At 68.3% G+C, this 16,253-nt stretch carries 15 protein-coding genes; 4 read left to right on the top strand and 11 right to left on the bottom strand.

All coding sequences use genetic code 11. The features are described 5' to 3' along the window. Window positions 1–20: 20 nt before the first annotated feature. Window positions 21–635, top strand: a complete 615-nt coding sequence (locus BAY60_RS29950) for a GPR1/FUN34/YaaH family transporter (RefSeq protein ID WP_112284773.1) — start codon at window positions 21–23, stop codon at window positions 633–635. Window positions 636–829: 194 nt separating this feature from the next. Here the strand turns inward: BAY60_RS29950 and BAY60_RS29955 are convergent, their stop codons facing one another. The 5 genes from BAY60_RS29955 to BAY60_RS29975 are packed head-to-tail and all read right to left on the bottom strand — an operon-like array spanning window position 830 to window position 6,178. Then, window positions 830–2,038 carry an alpha/beta fold hydrolase gene (locus tag BAY60_RS29955; protein ID WP_112284774.1) on the bottom strand — a complete coding sequence of 403 codons (1,209 nt, stop codon included), beginning with the start codon at window positions 2,036–2,038 and terminating at the stop codon, window positions 830–832. A 53-nt stretch (window positions 2,039–2,091) separates the two neighbouring features. Then, window positions 2,092–2,616 (bottom strand): VOC family protein, encoded by a 525-nt coding sequence (locus BAY60_RS29960; RefSeq protein ID WP_211330517.1) that lies wholly within the window; start codon window positions 2,614–2,616, stop codon window positions 2,092–2,094. Window positions 2,617–2,663: 47 nt separating this feature from the next. Next, entirely contained in the window at window positions 2,664–3,731 is a 1,068-nt protein-coding gene (locus BAY60_RS29965; RefSeq protein WP_211330518.1) for an ABC transporter permease, read from the bottom strand. Next, the gene (locus tag BAY60_RS29970; protein WP_112284776.1) at window positions 3,685–5,229 is read right to left on the bottom strand and encodes a sugar ABC transporter ATP-binding protein; all 1,545 of its coding nucleotides are present in this window, start codon (window positions 5,227–5,229) and stop codon (window positions 3,685–3,687) included. Before BAY60_RS29970 ends, BAY60_RS29965 begins: the two co-directional genes overlap by 47 nt. Beyond that, the gene (locus tag BAY60_RS29975) at window positions 5,216–6,178 is read right to left on the bottom strand and encodes a sugar ABC transporter substrate-binding protein (protein ID WP_170160611.1); all 963 of its coding nucleotides are present in this window, start codon (window positions 6,176–6,178) and stop codon (window positions 5,216–5,218) included. The genes BAY60_RS29970 and BAY60_RS29975 overlap by 14 nt, the downstream gene beginning before the upstream one ends. A gap of 476 nt (window positions 6,179–6,654) precedes the next feature. Here BAY60_RS29975 and BAY60_RS29980 point away from each other — a divergent pair, with 476 nt between their 5' ends. Then, the gene (locus BAY60_RS29980) at window positions 6,655–7,347 is read left to right on the top strand and encodes a GntR family transcriptional regulator (protein WP_112284778.1); all 693 of its coding nucleotides are present in this window, start codon (window positions 6,655–6,657) and stop codon (window positions 7,345–7,347) included. Window positions 7,348–7,493: 146 nt separating this feature from the next. Here BAY60_RS29980 and BAY60_RS29985 read toward each other — a convergent pair whose 3' ends face one another. Together BAY60_RS29985 and BAY60_RS29990 are read right to left on the bottom strand one after the other, a co-directional pair. Continuing rightward, window positions 7,494–8,786, bottom strand: coding sequence for a dihydrolipoamide acetyltransferase family protein (locus BAY60_RS29985; RefSeq protein ID WP_112284779.1), 1,293 nt, complete (start codon window positions 8,784–8,786; stop codon window positions 7,494–7,496). A gap of 7 nt (window positions 8,787–8,793) precedes the next feature. Beyond that, window positions 8,794–10,971, bottom strand: coding sequence for an alpha-ketoacid dehydrogenase subunit alpha/beta (locus tag BAY60_RS29990; protein ID WP_112284780.1), 2,178 nt, complete (start codon window positions 10,969–10,971; stop codon window positions 8,794–8,796). 310 nt (window positions 10,972–11,281) lie between these two features. Between BAY60_RS29990 and BAY60_RS29995 the strand changes: the two genes are divergently transcribed. Next, on the top strand, window positions 11,282–12,097 hold the full coding sequence (locus BAY60_RS29995; RefSeq protein ID WP_112284781.1) for an alpha/beta fold hydrolase: 816 nt from the start codon (window positions 11,282–11,284) through the stop codon (window positions 12,095–12,097). An 82-nt stretch (window positions 12,098–12,179) separates the two neighbouring features. On the opposite strand, the gene BAY60_RS30000 is transcribed toward BAY60_RS29995, so the two are convergent. Then, complete coding sequence (locus BAY60_RS30000; RefSeq protein WP_146771107.1) at window positions 12,180–12,428, bottom strand: hypothetical protein; 249 nt, start codon at window positions 12,426–12,428, stop codon at window positions 12,180–12,182. Window positions 12,429–12,452: 24 nt separating this feature from the next. Between BAY60_RS30000 and BAY60_RS38130 the strand changes: the two genes are divergently transcribed. Then, window positions 12,453–12,806 carry a hypothetical protein gene (locus tag BAY60_RS38130; protein WP_245992879.1) on the top strand — a complete coding sequence of 118 codons (354 nt, stop codon included), beginning with the start codon at window positions 12,453–12,455 and terminating at the stop codon, window positions 12,804–12,806. Between the two features lie 162 nt (window positions 12,807–12,968). Here BAY60_RS38130 and BAY60_RS30010 read toward each other — a convergent pair whose 3' ends face one another. From BAY60_RS30010 to BAY60_RS30020, 3 genes are all read right to left on the bottom strand, one after another. Continuing rightward, window positions 12,969–14,303 (bottom strand): serine hydrolase domain-containing protein, encoded by a 1,335-nt coding sequence (locus BAY60_RS30010; protein ID WP_245992880.1) that lies wholly within the window; start codon window positions 14,301–14,303, stop codon window positions 12,969–12,971. Between the two features lie 40 nt (window positions 14,304–14,343). Then, window positions 14,344–15,180, bottom strand: a complete 837-nt coding sequence (locus BAY60_RS30015; RefSeq protein ID WP_112284783.1) for a DUF4097 family beta strand repeat-containing protein — start codon at window positions 15,178–15,180, stop codon at window positions 14,344–14,346. Window positions 15,181–15,431: 251 nt separating this feature from the next. Next, window positions 15,432–16,181, bottom strand: coding sequence for an IclR family transcriptional regulator (locus tag BAY60_RS30020; RefSeq protein ID WP_112284784.1), 750 nt, complete (start codon window positions 16,179–16,181; stop codon window positions 15,432–15,434). Window positions 16,182–16,253 lie beyond the last annotated feature (72 nt).

Here is a 16,253-nt window from a genome sequence, read left to right on the forward strand (position 1 = left end):
CACTCAACGAGGAGTAAACGATGACCACTGCCGCTGCCACTGAAGCCCCCACGCGATCCGCGCCCGAAGGCGACCCAGCCCTGATCGGAGTACCCACCTTCATCGTCGGCGCGACCGCGCTCGGCCTTGTGCTGACCGGGTACGTTCCGACCGGCGCGGTCGGCGCCTCGATCGCGATCATCCTGCCTGCCACCGGCCTGGGCCAGCTCGTCGCCGCGGTGTGGGCCGCGGCGCTGGGCCAGAGCGCGGTCGCCGCCGTGTTCGGCGTGTTCGCCGGCTTCTGGCTCAGCTACGCGGCTCTGGTGCTCGGCCTGATCCATGGCTGGTTCGGCGTTTCCGGCGACGCGGCTGTCGCGACGGAGGGCCTGTTCCTGATCGCCTGGCTGATCATGATCGTCCTGCTGACGCTGACCACCCTGCGGCTGCCCGCCGCGTTCACCGTGCTGTTCACGTTGATCGACCTCGCGCTCGCCCTCGTGCTGTACGGCACGGTGGCCGGCTCCCCGGGCGCGATCACCGTGGGCGGGTACGTGGTCTTCGCGTTCACCGCGGTCGGCGTGTACCTGTTCGCCGGCGCGCTGTCCGCCGCGACCGGTGGCAGGCCGCTGCCCCTGGGCCGTCCGGTACTGGGCTGAGCGGCCCCAATGCCACATTCGTAGCGTTGAGCGCTACGAATGCCGCATTGGGGAAGTTGAGCGCTACCAATGCCGCATTGGGGAGCTTCCGGAGCGCAGGACTCGCGGGCCTGAACGCAGGACTCGCGGGTCGGAACGACGCGGCTTCGACAGCCCCAGGTGGCCGGACAGTGCTCGCTGCCGGGCGCGACTGCCTACTTGTATCCGTTCTGGTGCAGGAAGCCGCGGACGGTCTCGTTGAACTCGAACGGGTTCTCGATCATGGGGTAGTGGCCCGTACCGTGAAGCACGGCGACCTGGCTGCCCGGGATGCGGCTCTGCGTCGCCTCGACCTGCTCCTTCGACACGAGCCAGTCGGCCTCGCCTCTCAGCAGGAGCACGGGAGCCTTGATCCGGCCCACCTGCTCGCGCAGATCGAAGCCCGCGTACCCGATGAGGTCACTCGCCATCACCTCGGGAACGTTGCGCCGGATCTGCCACACGGCCTCCCTCGCGCGATGTTCGGGCGTGCGCGCTCCGGTGAGGGACTCGCAGAAGGTCTCGACGATCTGCTGCCCGTTGCGGAGCAGCATTTCGAGCAGGAACCCCGACATGGTCGGTGTGTAGTCCGCACCGCAGGACGAGATGACCGCGGCATAGGCGTCCGGTCGCCGGGCGGCGAGCTCGAGAACGAGGTTGCCGCCCATCGAGCAACCCAGGATGGCAGGCTTGCGCAGGCCGAGAGCCTCCATGAAGGCCTCGTTGAACTCGGCGTGTCTGGTCAGGCTCTGGAAGGGGCCGTCGGCGGGCAGGTCGGTCTTGACGTGGCCGGGGGCGTCCACCGCGATGACGCGGTACTGATCCGACAAGCCGTCGAGGACGTAGCGGTACATCAGCGAGTCCTGGCACGCGGCGTGGAAGCAGACGAGGACCGGTCCCTGGCCTGCTTCCTCGTAGTAGGTGCGGATGCCGTCGACGGTGACGTACCTGCCCACGGTGGGTTCGCCGGACGGACGCGGATCCGGGGACGGCGCAGGGCTCGCCTCGCGGCGTCTGCCGACCCGCGCCATCACCTTGAGCAGGAGGTGGACAACGCGGATGTTGTCCATGGCGAGGACGGTGTCACCGTCGATCTCGAGCCTGCCGAGGCCGGGAGTGGTCGCCTTCATGAAGTCGGAATCTCCGGCGACGATGCGGTCCCACTCGTCACGAGGGGCACGGAAGACGACATCGGCACCGCGGGGTGCGGGACCATCCAGGACATCGAGCACGCGGCCGCCGGAGACGAAAAAGCTCGTCACACCGGTGCCGTAGTCGAGCTGGATGCGGCCGTGAAAGTACTTGGCAGCGTCGTGGAAGCGCGGGTCGCCGTTCGCCTCGCTGACGAAGGCGTCCCACCATGCGGGGGTGAGCGTTGCGGTCATGTGACTCAACTCCTGTTCGTTTCGCCGGTCGTGGTGGTACATGCCGGGGGTGCCTACGGCAGTCGCTCACTCGGTCGCCTGCGGGCGGGTACCTCGATCACCTCGAGGTGGATCCCATAGGTGTCCTCGAAGTCGAAGTACGCGAATCCGCCGTCGCCGTCGAGGCCGTAGCCTGAGCCGGACTGGATGGTGGCGTGGCCCGCCGCCTCGAACTCCGCGACGGCGCCGGTGAGTGAGGGTACGAAGAATCCGAAGTGGTGAAAGCCGTAACCGTGCCGGTCTATCCAGTCGTGGTAGATGCTGGGCCCGGCCAGCGGCTGGATCAGTTCGACCTGCGGGCCGGACCCGGCCAGCGCCAGCCTCAGTGCGAACCTGCCGGGCTCGCCCCGGTAGGTGAGGTTGGGCACGTTCGCCGGATCGTAGGTGTAGACGCGCCATTCGTCGTCGCGGTACAGCGCGCTCCAGCGTTGGACGGCGGTGGGCAAGTCCTCGACCAGGAAGGCGACCTGATCGACGCGGCCGGCTCCGATGGTGCGTTCCATCGTCGTGGCCAGACTGTCGATGTCGCGGGTGCTCACGTGGTGCTCCTTTGCTGTCTGCCGTCGGGGTCCGGCGGTGTCTGTCGTCAGGTGCGTCGCCGGCCGAGGACACGGCGGCTGGTGGTACTCAGCGCGACGGCGGCCAGCAGAACGAGGCCCTGGACCAGGTACAGGACGTAGGACTGTGCGCCGAGGATCGCCAGCCCGTTGCCCGCGATGCTGACAATGAGAACACCGACGAAGGTGCCGAGAATGTGGAACTGCCCGTCGCGAATCACCGACGCCCCGAGGAACGCGGCGGCGAAGGCGCTGAGGAGGAAGCCATCGCCTGCGGTGACCATTCCACTGCCGATTCTCGACGACAGCAGCACGCCGCAGATGGCCGCGCACACGGCAGCGCACACGAAGGCGGCCAGCGTGACGCGGCCGACCGCGACTCCGGCCAGGCGTGCCGCGGCGGTGTTCGACCCCGTGGCCTGTAGATGGTGTCCCAACAGAGTGCGGTTCAGGACCAGCCACAGGATCGCCAGGACCGCGGCCATGGCGATCACCGGGATGGGGATGCCCGCCAGTGCTCCTCGCGCGATGTCGGTGAACCCTCCCTCCCCGAGCGTTATCGGTGCGCCGTTGCTGTACAGGAAGTTGAGACCCAGCAGGACCGTCGACGTGGCCAGTGTCGCGACGATGGCATGGATCCGCAGGTAGGCGACGAGGACACCGTTCGCGATCCCGACGGCGATCGCGGCCAGCAGTGAGCCGCCGATCGCGACCGGGATCGGCAGGCCGCTGCGTTCCAGCAGACCGACGCACAGGATCCCCGAGAAGCTGATGATGTTGGCGAAACTGAGGTCGAACTGGCCGGCGACGAGGACATAGGTGAGTCCACCCGCGACGATGGCCAGCAGGGCGCTCTGGTTGAGGACGTTGATCAGGTTGCGTTCGCTGAGGAACTCGACGGGGCGAGCGACGCCGAAACCGATGATCATGGCTGCGAGCACGATGAGGGTGCCGTAACTGGCGAAGAAGGCCAGCGCTCGCCGCCCCGTGTCGGCAGCTGGCGCTGCGGGTGCGGTCACGGTGGAAGTCATGGAAGCTCCCGGATTCCGGTCAGAGATAACAGAGACGGAGCATGTCGTTGACGGTGATCGAAGCACCGGTGAGTTCTCCGACGGTGGAGCCTGCGCTCATCACGACCACCCGATCGCACTCGAGCAGCTCCTCGAACTCGGAGCTGATGACGATGACCGACATGCCGGTCCGGGTGAGGGAGCGGATCCGTCGATAGATCTCCTCCCGCGCCCCGATGTCGACACCTCTGGTCGGTTCGTCGAGGAGCAGAACGGCAGGCTCGGTCTGCAACCAGCGCCCGAGCAAGACCTTCTGCTGGTTGCCACCGCTCAGGCCGGCGATCGGCTGCCGGACCCCGCCCTGCCGCAGCACCACGCCGAGCTCCTGGGCGATCTCGGCTGCCTGGCGTTCCGCTCTGCGGGCGGACGTGAACGGTGTGCAGCGAGTTCGGCGTTTGTGCCAGGTGTTGACGTAGAGATTGCTCGTCACGGACAGGTCGAGGAACAGCCCCTCGGCACGACGTTCCTCCGACACGAGCGCGACCCCGTGACGAATCGCGTCCGCGACCGACGTGGGCGCATACGGTCGGCCGAACAGCCGCATGGCTCCCGAGTCGATCCGGTCGGCGCCGAAGATGGCGCGGGCCAACTCGGTGCGGCCGGAACCGACGAGGCCGGCGATCCCGAGCAGCTCTCCTTCGCGCAGCTGCAGCGTGGCGCCGGTGAGCGCCCGGCCGCGCCGGACATCGGAGACCTCGAGCACGACGGGCCGGTCCTCACCGGAGTCTCGCCGAGCCGGCCGGGACGGCGCGGACTCGTGACCGACGATCGCTTCGACCAGGCGCTGCCGGGTGAGCTCCGGCCGTTGCAGGGTGGCCGATACCCCGCCGTCCCGGAACGCCGTGACCCGATCGCACAGCTCGAGGACCTCGTCGAGCCGGTGGCTGATGAACAGCACCGCCACGTCGTGACTGGCGAGGTCGCGCGCGACCTTCAGCAGCCGTGCCGATTCGTTCGCATCAAGCGATGCCGTCGGCTCGTCCATCGCGATCAGCTGACAGTCGTGCACGAGGGCTCGCGCGATGCTGACCAGCCACTTCTGGTGGACTGTCAGGCGCGCGACTGGCCGGTCGAGCCGGAAATCGATCCCGAGTCGCTCCGCGGCGGTTCGGGCGGCGGGATGGACGCCATCGACCCGCCGGAACGCCAGCGCAGCCCCTTCGTGACTGCCGAGCATGATGTTCTGCGAGGCGGTGAACGTCTCCACCAGGTTCAGCTCCTGGTGGATGAACGCGAGTCCCAGCCTGGTCGCGGCGGAGGGATTCGGGACGTGCGTCTCGACGCCGTCGATGCGGATCGAGCCGGAGTCCGGTTGTTCGAGGCCGGCCAGCGAGCGCACCAAAGTGGACTTGCCTGCGCCGTTGGCACCCACCAGACCGTGGACCTCACCTCGGCGGAACGTGATGTCCACACCCTTGAGTGCGCGGATGGCGCCGTAGGTCTTGGTGAGTGCCTGCACCTCGACGAACGCCGACGCCGACACCGGCCTGCGCGGGCCGCCCGACACGAGCTCAGTCGCGCTCATCGTGCTGTTCGAGGAAGGCTGCGACGTTGTCCTTGTCGACGATCTGCGTGGCACCGCCGATCACCTCTTGTTCGACCGATCCGGGCGCATCGACATGAGCGATAAGGCGCTTGGCGAGTTCCTCGCCCTGACCGGGGCCATCGATCCACAGCGTCGCGGTGAGTTCGCCGTTCTCGACGAGCTTCACGGCTGGTGCGGTGCCGTTCAGGCCATAGCTGAGAACGTCACCGCGGCCGGCCTGCCGCAGTGCGGAGACCACTCCCGTCGCCGGGTCGTCGAAGCAGGACCACACCGCCAGCGGTGTGTCGCCCTTCGGATGGGATGCGAGCCAGCCGAGCGTGGCCTCGGCCGCGGAGGTGGCCGCGCCCGGGATGGTGATCTGTTGCTTGCTGACCTTGATGCTGGTGCCTGCGGCGGCCGCGTCCAGTGACTTCTCGCGGTCCTGGCACGGCAGCCCCGGACGGTAACCGAGCACCAGCAGGTCGCCCCTGCCCCCCATGTCGCTGACGACCCGTGCTGCGATCTCGTCCCCGAGTGCGGTGTCCGCCGCGAACAGGACACCGTCAGCGAGCCCGCCGCCCCAGTTCGCCACCGGGACGTCCGCCTGCCGCGCCGCCGCGACACCGGCGCCCAGGGCCGAGGACGGGAACACGCTCACGACGATGGCATCGACGCCGCGCGTGACCAGGTTCTCCATCATCGTGTTGGCGCCATCGACCGAACCCTTGGCATCCACCGTCACGGTCTGCCATCCCTGGGATTCGGCGTACTCGGCGGGGCCTTGCAGCGCATTGTTGGAGTAGACGTCATCGCCGCTGAACTGCACGATGCCGAGCGTTCTGCCTGTCCCGGACGACGTCGCTTCGCCGGAGCAGGCCGCGATGCCGATGGCGGCGGCCACCGCGGCGATCCCCAGCGCCCATGGTCGGGTTGTCTTCACGTCATGCACCTCTGCTTCCTTGCGAGGTCCGCTGGTGCCGGACGGCACCGGTCTCCACCGTTCTGGTAACGCCGTAATGGGATCCACATCCTGCTGGCTGCCCGCAGCGCTGTCAAGCATATCGGATCCAATCAATCCGAAAAAGCGGGCAAACACCCGCTCTCGACCGCATCGACGCCCATGATTGGATTCATTCTGCCACCCCAGGGTCGCGCTTCGGCCAGTGCTGACCTTCGGTGGCGATCCGGTGGCAGGGCGTCATCGGAGAGGCGCGCCGACGCTCCTTCTCTCGAGCCTTGAGAGCCAGTTCGGATCCACTTCAGCAACCCCTGGCGACGAAGCGCCTCGACGAGGGACGCCTTGCGCCACTTCCAGCTTGCGATTGTGTCCAATCGTCAGTAGCGTCGCGTCTGGACAGGCGGAGTGAAAGCCGGGACCCACACTCGGCAGACAGGAGCCAGACGCCGGTGCGCCATCCTGAGGCCATGAACGACCAGCAACCCGGGCAGGATGCCACCGACAGCCTCGAACCGGCGAAGGCTGGCGTGAGCAGTCGGCGGATCGCCGACTACCTGCGCACTGCCATCCTCAACGGAGAGCTCGCGCCGGGGACGCGGCTGCGTCAGGAGGAGATCGCCGAACGACTCGGCTCCAGCCGGATCCCGGTCCGGGAAGCCCTCCGGATGGTCGAGGCCGACGGGCTCGTCACCGTCAAGTCCTACAGCGGCGCGCGGGTGGCCAAACTGGACTTCAACGAGTTCGACACGGCGTATCGGATCCGCGAGCGCATCGACCCGCTGGCACTCACGCTGAGCCTTCAGGAGATCACCGACGAGGACGTCGCCCGGCTCGAGGCACTCCAGACCGAGGTCGAGGAGACCACGTCGCCGGACCGGTTCGTGGCCCTCGACCGGCAGTTCCATCTCGCGACGTACACCGGCTGCACCGACAAGCAGCTCCTGGCGACAGTCACCCGGTTCTGGAACACCACCCAGCACTATCGGCGCGCCTACGCACAACTCATCGATGACCGCGGCCGGTCGATCATCACGTATGAGCACCGCCTGCTCATCGACGCGATCCACCGCCGCGACCCGGTCGATGCGGAACGTTTCCTGTCCGGGCACATCCGCCGGACCAGAATCACCCTCGCTGAACACCCGGAGTTGTTCGACTAGCGGGCGAAAGGGACGAGCGGCCGAACGGACCGCCATGCTCGAGAGTGCCGCCGTCAGGCAAGATCTCCCGGCACGGCAACCCGTGGTGGAGTGCGAGGCGCGTCAGCGCCTCGCACTCCTTCGTGACGGAGACAGAAAACTTGGTGTCACGCAAGGATCCGCACCGGGTGTTCGAGGATGCCGGTCAGCTCGCGCATCCATTCAGCCGCTGTGGCCCCGTCGACGGGACGATGGTCGACGGAAAGGCACAGCCGCATGATGGTCGCGACCTGCAGCTCACCGTCCACGACATGAGGCTGCTGGCTCGCCGCGCCGACAGCGAGGATGGCCGCATGCGGGGGGTTGATGATCGCCGCGAACTCCTCGATGCCGAACATGCCCAGGTTGGTGACCGTGATGGAGCCTCCTTCGAGTTCCTCCTGCCGCAACCTGCGGTTGTGTGCTCGCTGGATCAGCTCCCGCGTCCGCCGGGCCAGCTGCCCGATGGACATGGTGTCGACGCCGCAGACGACCGGCGTGACGAGCCCATGCTCGGTCGCCACCGCGATCGCGATGTCGGCATGGCGGTACTGCCGGACGGAGTCACCGTTCCACCGCACGTTCAGGCCAGGCACCCGGGAATGTGCCACGGCGACCGCCCTGACGATGAGGTCATTGATCGTGACGGCGGCTCCGGCGTCACCGCCTAGTTCGCGCCGCACATCCAGAAGACGGTCGACGCGGACCGTTGCCCTCAGGTAGAAGTGGGGCGCGCTGTGCTTGCTGTCGACCAGACGGCGTGCGATGGCCTGCCGCATGCGCGAGAGCGGCACGTCCTCGAAATCCGCCCGCACAGCGACCGGTCCGGTCTCCTGGCGAGCGGGCGGCGGTGAGGCACCGGTGTCGGGGCCACTGTCCGAGGCCCCAGCCGCGCGGGAGACCGCGAGCGCGGCCTCGACGTCACGGCGGCGAATGCTGTGGTTCGGACCCGTACCGACGACGGCCGCCAGGTCGAGACCGGCCTCGGCCGCGAGTTTGCGAGCGATGGGGCTGGCGAAGATCCGGCCACCGTGGCCGGACGATGCTGTACCCGCTCCGTCATGGGCAGCGCCAGCGGCTGCCACCTCGGCCGGGCTCTCGTTGCCGGCGTCGCCACCAACCGTGGAGCCAGCGGGGAGATCGAGTGCGGCGACCAGCGCGTCAACGGCATCCTGGTTCTCGTCAGGGTGCCCCCAGACCGCGATCGGTGAGCCGACAGCGACCGTCTGGCCTTCCTCGGCAAGCAACCGGAGTAGCGTTCCCTCAGCTTCGGCCTCGATGTCGACGGCGGCCTTCTCGGTTTCCACCGTCACGATCGTCTCGCCGGCGGCGTAAGGCGTGTTCAAGGAGACGTTCCAGCTCGAGACCACGGCCTCGGTGGTGTTGGCCGCGACCTCGGGCATACGCAGGATCTCGGGCATGGGGTCGTTACACCTCGGCCATCTGACGAAGCTTGGCGGCGACTTCTTCGGTGCCCGCGAAGGCGGCACGCTCGAGGACCTTGCTGATGCTCGGGGAAGCCTCGCCACCCGTGACGCGTTCGATGGGGGCGTCGAGCCAGTCGAACAGCCGGCGCTGTATCTCGTCGGCCAGCCAGCCGCCGTAGGAGGTTCCCTGCGTCCCCTGTTCGGCGATGAGCACGGTGTTGCACTTCTGGACACTTGCCGCGATGGTGTCCCAGTCGAGGCTCGCCCGGTCGAGCCATCGTAGATCGATGACTTCCGCGTCGATGCCGACGTCTTCGACCGCCGCCAGCACGTACTGGGTCATCGCGAGATAGGTGATGACCGTGATCGCGGATCCACGGCGCCGGACCGCTGCCTTCCCCACCGGCAGGTAATGGTCGTAGTCGTCGGCGATGGTGGGCCCACGGGACTGGTACAGGTCGACATGTTCGAGCACCACGACGGGATCGTCGCACGCGAGGGCCGTGTTCATCAGTCCGATGTAGTCGTACGGCGTCGAAGGAGCGACGATTCGCCAACCCGGCGCGGTCGCGAAGATGCCGGCCGGGTCCATGGAGTGTTGTGAGCCGTAGCCGGTACCCATGGCGACCTTGCTCCGCAGCACGAGCGGCACCGTGCCAGTGCCACCGAACATGTGCCGGGCCTTGCCGATCTGGTTGAACAGCTGATCGGCGGCGACCCACATGAAGTCGGCGTACATGAACTCCACGATGGGCCGGAACCGTCCGTCCATGGCCAGGCCACCACCGAGCCCGGCGAAGGCGTTCTCGGAGATGGGTGTGCCGAGGACCCGTTCCGGGAACCGTTCGCTGAGTCCGCGCGTCGCACCGTTCGTTCCACCGTTGAGCCGGTGCACATCCTCGCCCATGACGACCACACGCGGGTCTGTCTCCATGCGGCGCGCCAGCACACCGGCGATCGCGCCGATGAACGACGACTCGACGAGCTCACCAGCATGGTCGCCGAGGTCGGTGAAGGGCAGCTCTGCCAGCTCGCTGAGATCACCTCGCACGCCCTCGTCCACGATGCCCGCGTCCGGCCATTCCTGGGGTTTGATCCGCTTCTCGTTCGGCTTTCCGTCAGGCTTCGGTTCCAGGATGACCTCGCCGAGCTCCGCCATCAGCTCCTTGGCTTGCTGGATGCAGCCAGCGATGTCCTCCTGGGCGAGAATTCCCCGGCGGACAAGGTGGCGGGCAACCGTGTCGAGCGGGTCCCGTTGGCGCCACTGCCGTTCCTCCTCCTTGGTGCGGTAGCGAAACGCAGAACCGGGGAACGGCCCGTTCTGGTGGAAGTACCGGTACACCTCCGCCTCGACCAGCACGGGCCCCCGCCCTGCGCGCAGGTGCTCGAGGGCCTCCTGCAGCACCAGGTGAACCGCCAGCGGATCCATCCCGTCGACCTTCCAGCTGCGGATGCCGAAACCAGGTCCGCGGCCGGACAACCGGGTTTCCGCGGTGACCTCGGCGATGTGCGTGGACACCGCATACTGGTTGTTCTCGACGAAGAAGCACAGTGGCAGCGACCACGCCGCTGCGAGGTTGAACGTCTCCAGCACCGAGCCAATGTTCATGGCACCGTCGCCGAAGTAGCTGACGGCCACGGCATCCGTTCCGGCGTGCTTGTGCGCCCACGCCGATCCCGCGGCGAGCGGCACCCCGCCACCGACGATCGCGTTCGTTCCGATCGCGCCGGCCTCGTCCCACCGCAGGTGCATGCTGCCGCCGCGACCGCGGCTGAACCCCCGGGCCAAACCGCAGATCTCGCGCAGGGTCCGCAGCAGCGCCTCACGGACATCCTCCGGTACCGGCTTCGCCGGGTCGATGCCGTCGGGGTGCAGGTGGGTGAGCACCTTGGCCAGGAACTGGTGATGACCACGATGGGATCCGTTCACGGTGTCCCTGGAGGTCAAGGAGATGCAGGAACCCACCGCTCCGCCTTCCTGTCCGATGCTGGAATGCGCAGGCCCATGGATGAGGCCCTTCGCAGCGAGGTCGAGAACGAACTCCTCGAACGTTCGGATGAGGACGAGCTGGCTCAGCATCGCGGTCAGAAGCTCAGCGGACGCGGCGTCCCAGTCAGCATCGGTCACGACGAGCTCTGTCCAGGCGGCGCCCGGCTCGATCGCCCTGTGGATAGGCATCTGGAGTTCCCTTCGAACACGTTCTCCGCAGAAGGTGCGGGGGCGAGCATGCTCGGCTGCTCTCAGCCTCGTCGGTCCGACGCCGGGCGCCGCGCGACGCGCCTGCCCGTCACAGGGTCACACCGTAGCGGATGCAACCACGGGAGGCAATCATTTTGGATCCAATAGCAAGCTCAATCCGCTGGATTCTCCACTTCGCTTGGCTGTAGTGGTTGCTAAAGTATCCAATCAGTGTCACAGTGGCACCCTCAGAACTTCGGCAGAACCCCCCGTGGACGGCGATGCGCGGACACGACGAGAGGAGTCGACGATGACCAGGGCGGGCAGGATCGCGGTAGCGGACGGAGAACTTCACGTCGAGGACACCGGGGAGACCGACCTCGTCCCCGTGGTGTGCCTGCACTCGCTGTTCCTGGACAGTCGCCAGTTCGACGAGTTCGCCCAGGCTGCCTCCGGCCAGTTCCGGGTCATCCGTCCGGACTTTCGCGGGCAGGGACGGAGCAGCGGTGCGCCGCGCGACATCATCAGCGTGGAGAGCTGCGCCGGCGACATCCAGTCCCTGCTCGACAAGCTCGGAGTCACCCATGCGCATTTCCTCGCCTCCTCGATGGGTGGCGACGTGGGAGTCCGGGTTGCGGCCAACCGCCCCGATCTCATCCGCTCCATGGTGATCACAGGCTCGTCCGCGCGCGCGGAACCCGCGGACCAGCTCGAGAGGTTCCTGCAGTGGGTCGACGACGTCGGCGAGCGCGGATTCGCAGACGACGTGCTCGCGACCACCATGCGGATCATGCTCGGCGAGACCACGCTCAACGACCCAGCCAAGCGCCCGATCGTCGAACTCTGGACCTCACGCATCGCGGCGCTGACACCACAGCTCAAGCCCGCGATGGCCGGGGTGATCCGACGACGGTCGGCCCTCCCTCTGCTCGAGGACATCACGGCCCCCACGTTCGTCATCTCGGGAGAGGAATGCATCGCGAGGCCACCCGAATGGGCAGAGGAGCTGGCGAACGGCCTGCCCAACTCTCAGCTCTGGATGATGCCGAAAATCGGGCACAGTCCGCTTCTCGAAGCCCCCGACGTGGTCTTCCCCCGGGTGCTCACCTTCTTCCACGAGCACTGACCGAGCACGGCTTCGACTCGGCAACACCGCGTCGACGATGGTCACAAGCCGCTCCCGGGCACCGCGCGGCTCCGCGCCTGTGCTACGACCGACCCGGTTCCGGGCGATGGCGACGCACCAACGTCCGGGTACGCAACGGCGCCGAGAGCACGAGATCGCGCGTGGTGAAGCCGCCGAGCGCGGCCAGCAGATCGTCGATACGGCGGGGATCCGCCGCGAGGAACAGGGTGCACTGGCTCTGGCTCACATCGATGATCCCGGCGGACGTCGAATGAGCGGTGGCGACGACCTCGGGCAGCCGGGTCGCGGGCACGTCGATCGAGACGAGCACCGCCCGCCTGCTACGCGACTCCTCGTGGGAAAGGTGAACGACCTTGATGACGTCCGGAGTGCGGACCAGGTACTTGACGGCCCGGCGTGTTTCGTGGTCGTCGGCGGCGAGCTCGACGGTGACCCGCCGCACGCCGTGGACGGCCGCCCCGGCGTCCGGCAGAAGATCCTCGACGCCGACGACCAGACCGCCCTCATGCTGCAGTCGATCCGCCACCACCGGGCGATGTTCGCCGCCATTGCCGACCGCGACGGCCTCACGGCCTCCCGACTCGCCCGCGAGTCCCTGTACGCGTACTACGCCGACCACGTCTCCCCCGCCGACCGGAAGATCCTGGCCGACCTGGTCCGCGAATGCGGAGGACGCCTCCCGGCGTAGGCGAACGGTGCGGGGCAAGGATCCCTGCACCCGCGCGGGCGCGGCTTCGTCGAGGTGGCGACAGAGCTCGGCCCGCGCGGGCGCGGCTTCGTCGAGGTGGCGACAGAGCTCGGCCCGCGCGAGTTCGGCACGGTCATGCGGTAGCGCGCTCGCCCACCGGTGTCATTCGAGGCAGGTTCGCACGGCGTTGGCCAGGTTCGTCGCCCGTGGGTCGTTCGGCCGGAAGTTCCACAGGTTGGTGACGTAGCCGAAGCCGACCTGGGCGTCGGGATCGGCGAATCCGACCGAGCCGCCGGAGCCGGGATGGCCGAACGACGCCGGGCTGAGCATCGGGTACGGCGGGCAGGCTCGCCAGAACCCGAGCGACATGTTGAAGGAGCGGTCAGCGGGGATGTTCAGTCCCGGTGGCAGTCCGTGCATCGGTGTCGTGTCGGTGTGGATTTCCGTCGCCGTCCGGACGGTGGCCGGGTCGAGCAGCCGCACGCCGTCGACGCGGCTGACCGTGGCCGCGTACATCCGGGCGATCGAGTGCGCGTCGGCGACCATGTTCGCGGCCGGGAACTCCGCCGCACGCCAGGCCCGCGTGAGGTGATAGTCGGGCGTGGTGAGTGCGCCACCGAGTTCGCCGGCGCGGATCGCGACCGAGCCAGGACTGTACAGGGCGGTGACCCAAGCGGTGACCGTGTCCGCGTCGAGCCCGGTCACCTTGATCAACCCGGCGAGCAGCTCCTCCACACTGAACGGAGCGGCATGGTGAATCGTCGCCACCCGTCGCTCGTGTCTCTCCGGCAGCCCGATCCACGCGCTCAGGCCGAGCGGGCGGGCCACCTCCTCGGCGAAGAACGTGCCGAGCGATCTGCCGGTGATCCGGCGCACGACCTCACCGACCAGAAACCCGTACGTCATCGCGTGGTAGACGTGCTGGGTGCCCGGCTCCCACAACGGTGGCTGCGCCTCCAGTGCGCGGATGACCGGGTCCCAGGCGCACGCCTGCTCGAACATCAGCGGCCCGTCGACGACCGGCAGACCCGCCTGGTGCGACAGTAACCACCGCACCGGGATCCTGTCCTTGCCGTTCGCGCCGAACTCCGGCCAGTACCGCACCACCGGGGCGTCCAGGTCCAGCAAACCGCGCTGCACCAGCAGGTGCGCGCAGATCGCGGTGGCACCCTTGGTCGTGGACGCGACCTGCGTGATCGTGTGTCTTCGCCACGGACGGTTCGCCTCACGTTCGGCGAGGCCGTCCCACAGGTTCACCACGAGACGCCCGCCCGCGTAGACACTGCACGCCGCACCGACCTCGCCGTCGCCCTCGAAGTTCTCGCGGAACGCGTCGGCGACCTTTCCCCATCCCCGCGCGACACCGCACTCGTCAGCTTTGGCGGAGGCGCTGCCGTGGGCGCCGAGGCCAGTGAGCGCAGCGGCACCCACCACGCCCGTCAACAGCGTCCGCCGTCCGACGGGCCCTTGCTCGGCCGGCCTGTTTGTCGTGTCCACGATGTTGTGATCCTTTCTGGAGATCTGCGAAGCACGAGGGTCAGGCGGCCGCGGGGTGGAGGGCGATGTCGCCGAGCCGGGTGCGGGCGTGGACGGTGACCTTGTCGGCGAACTTGCCCGGGTTGTCCTGCGCGGGCAGGGAGTTGCGCACGGCGCCCTTCGTGCTCGTCGCGTCGACCGTGGCGGCGGTGCCGTCGCTGATGCCGATCTCGATGCCGCCGGACGCGTTCACCAGCTCCGCCTGGCCACGGGTGAGCCGGCCGATCCGGATCGGACAGTCGCCTGCCGTGACGGTGACGCTGCCCTCGGCGGTGTCGATGTCGACGCTGCCGCCGGCGCCGCCGAGGTCGAGGTCGGAGTGGGCGTGGCCGATCCACACCTTCCCGGTCGAGCCCTGGTACCGGACGATGCCGGTGATCTCACCGAGGCGTATCCCGGCCGCGCCGCCGTCGATGGTGGCGTTCCCGGTGACGTGGCCGATCTCCACCGACCCGGCCGCCAGGCCGGCCCGCAGCGTGGCGGTGTGGTCGAGCCTCACCGGGCCGGATGCGATGTTCAGCTCGCAGTCGCCGAGCGGGCCGTCCGCGTGCACGTCCGTCCAGGCGGTGTTCAGCACCAGCCGGGAGCCGGCCGGCAGTTCGATCGTGATCGCGACCGAGGCGTTCCGGTCGCCCGACTTGGTCGTCGTCACCGACAGTGCGCCGGCGGAGAAGCCGACCTCGGTGTTCTCGGCCACCTTCACGTCCGACGCGCTCGCGCTGTCGATCGGCTCGACCCGCACGACCGTGTCCGGCCGCTCGCTCGCGGCGATCCGCACCCGGGCGCCGGCGGTGGTGACCGAGGCCGTGATCGGGTCCAGGGTGGTGAAAGCAGGCATGACAGGTCTCCCCTTGTTCCGTCCGTGTTCTCGGAAGTTGACGTGTCCACGGTCGCCGACCGGCCAGACACGCCACTGACACCGCGCTGACACCGGCCGTGCCGGCGAGACCGCCCGTGTCAGCCGGCTCCGGTGACGTCCCAACACTCCCGCCCCGCACGGCGGCGATCAACGGTGAACATCGCAAGGACCGATAACCCGACGGTTATCAGCGCGTCGATGGGCGCGTCCGGCGGCACACGCGGCGCCGCTCAGTCGGCCCAGCGGGCGATGCCCAGAGCCGCGGCACGAACGGCGGGGGCGAGCCGGTCGACGGCGGCTCGCGAATGCGCCACGATGCCCAGCGCGGCGCGGACCCGGCCGTCCAGGCCGAGTACCGGAGCGGCGACGGACACCGCTCCCAGGGTCATCTCCTCGTAGGAGTAGGCGACCCCGGTCTTGCGGACCTCGCCCAGCGCGGCCGCGAGCCGGCCGGGCTGGGTGATGGTGTGCGGGGTCATCCGGGTCAGGCCCGCCTCGGCGACGGAACGCAGCAGGTCCTTTCCGGAGAAGGCCAGGATGGCCTTTCCGACCCCGGTCGCGTGCAGAGGCAGGCGGCCGCCGACGTGGGTCAGCGTGGGCACGGCTTTGGTGCTGGAGATTTTCTCGATGCAGAGCGCCTGCTTGCCCTCCAGGACCGTCAGCTGGATGTTCTCCTGGGTCGCCTGGAAGAGATCGTGCATGTAGGGCAGGGCGGCTTCTCGCAGTCCACGCTGCTGCGGAGCGAGAGTGCCGATCGTCCACAGCCGCATCCCGATGCGGTACCGGCCGTCGTCGAGCCGCTCCAGCCCGCCCCAGTCGCGGAGTTCGGTGATGAGCCGGCGCGCGGTCGAGATCGGCAGGCCGCTTCGGGTGGCCACCTCGGTGAGTGACAGCGCGGGATGCGCCACGTCGAAGCAATCCAGGACGGTGAGCAGCCGCCGGGAGACGCTCTGACCGGGCGCATTCGTTCGACCTGCCATGCCGCCAAATCTACGGACGGTTGCCACTGGATGGCAACAGCGTCTGGTGCCGAGCGGGGTCCCGGCCGCAGG

Origin of the sequence: Prauserella muralis (assembly GCF_003202285.1) — a bacterium.
GTDB lineage: Bacteria > Actinomycetota > Actinomycetes > Mycobacteriales > Pseudonocardiaceae > Prauserella_B > Prauserella_B muralis.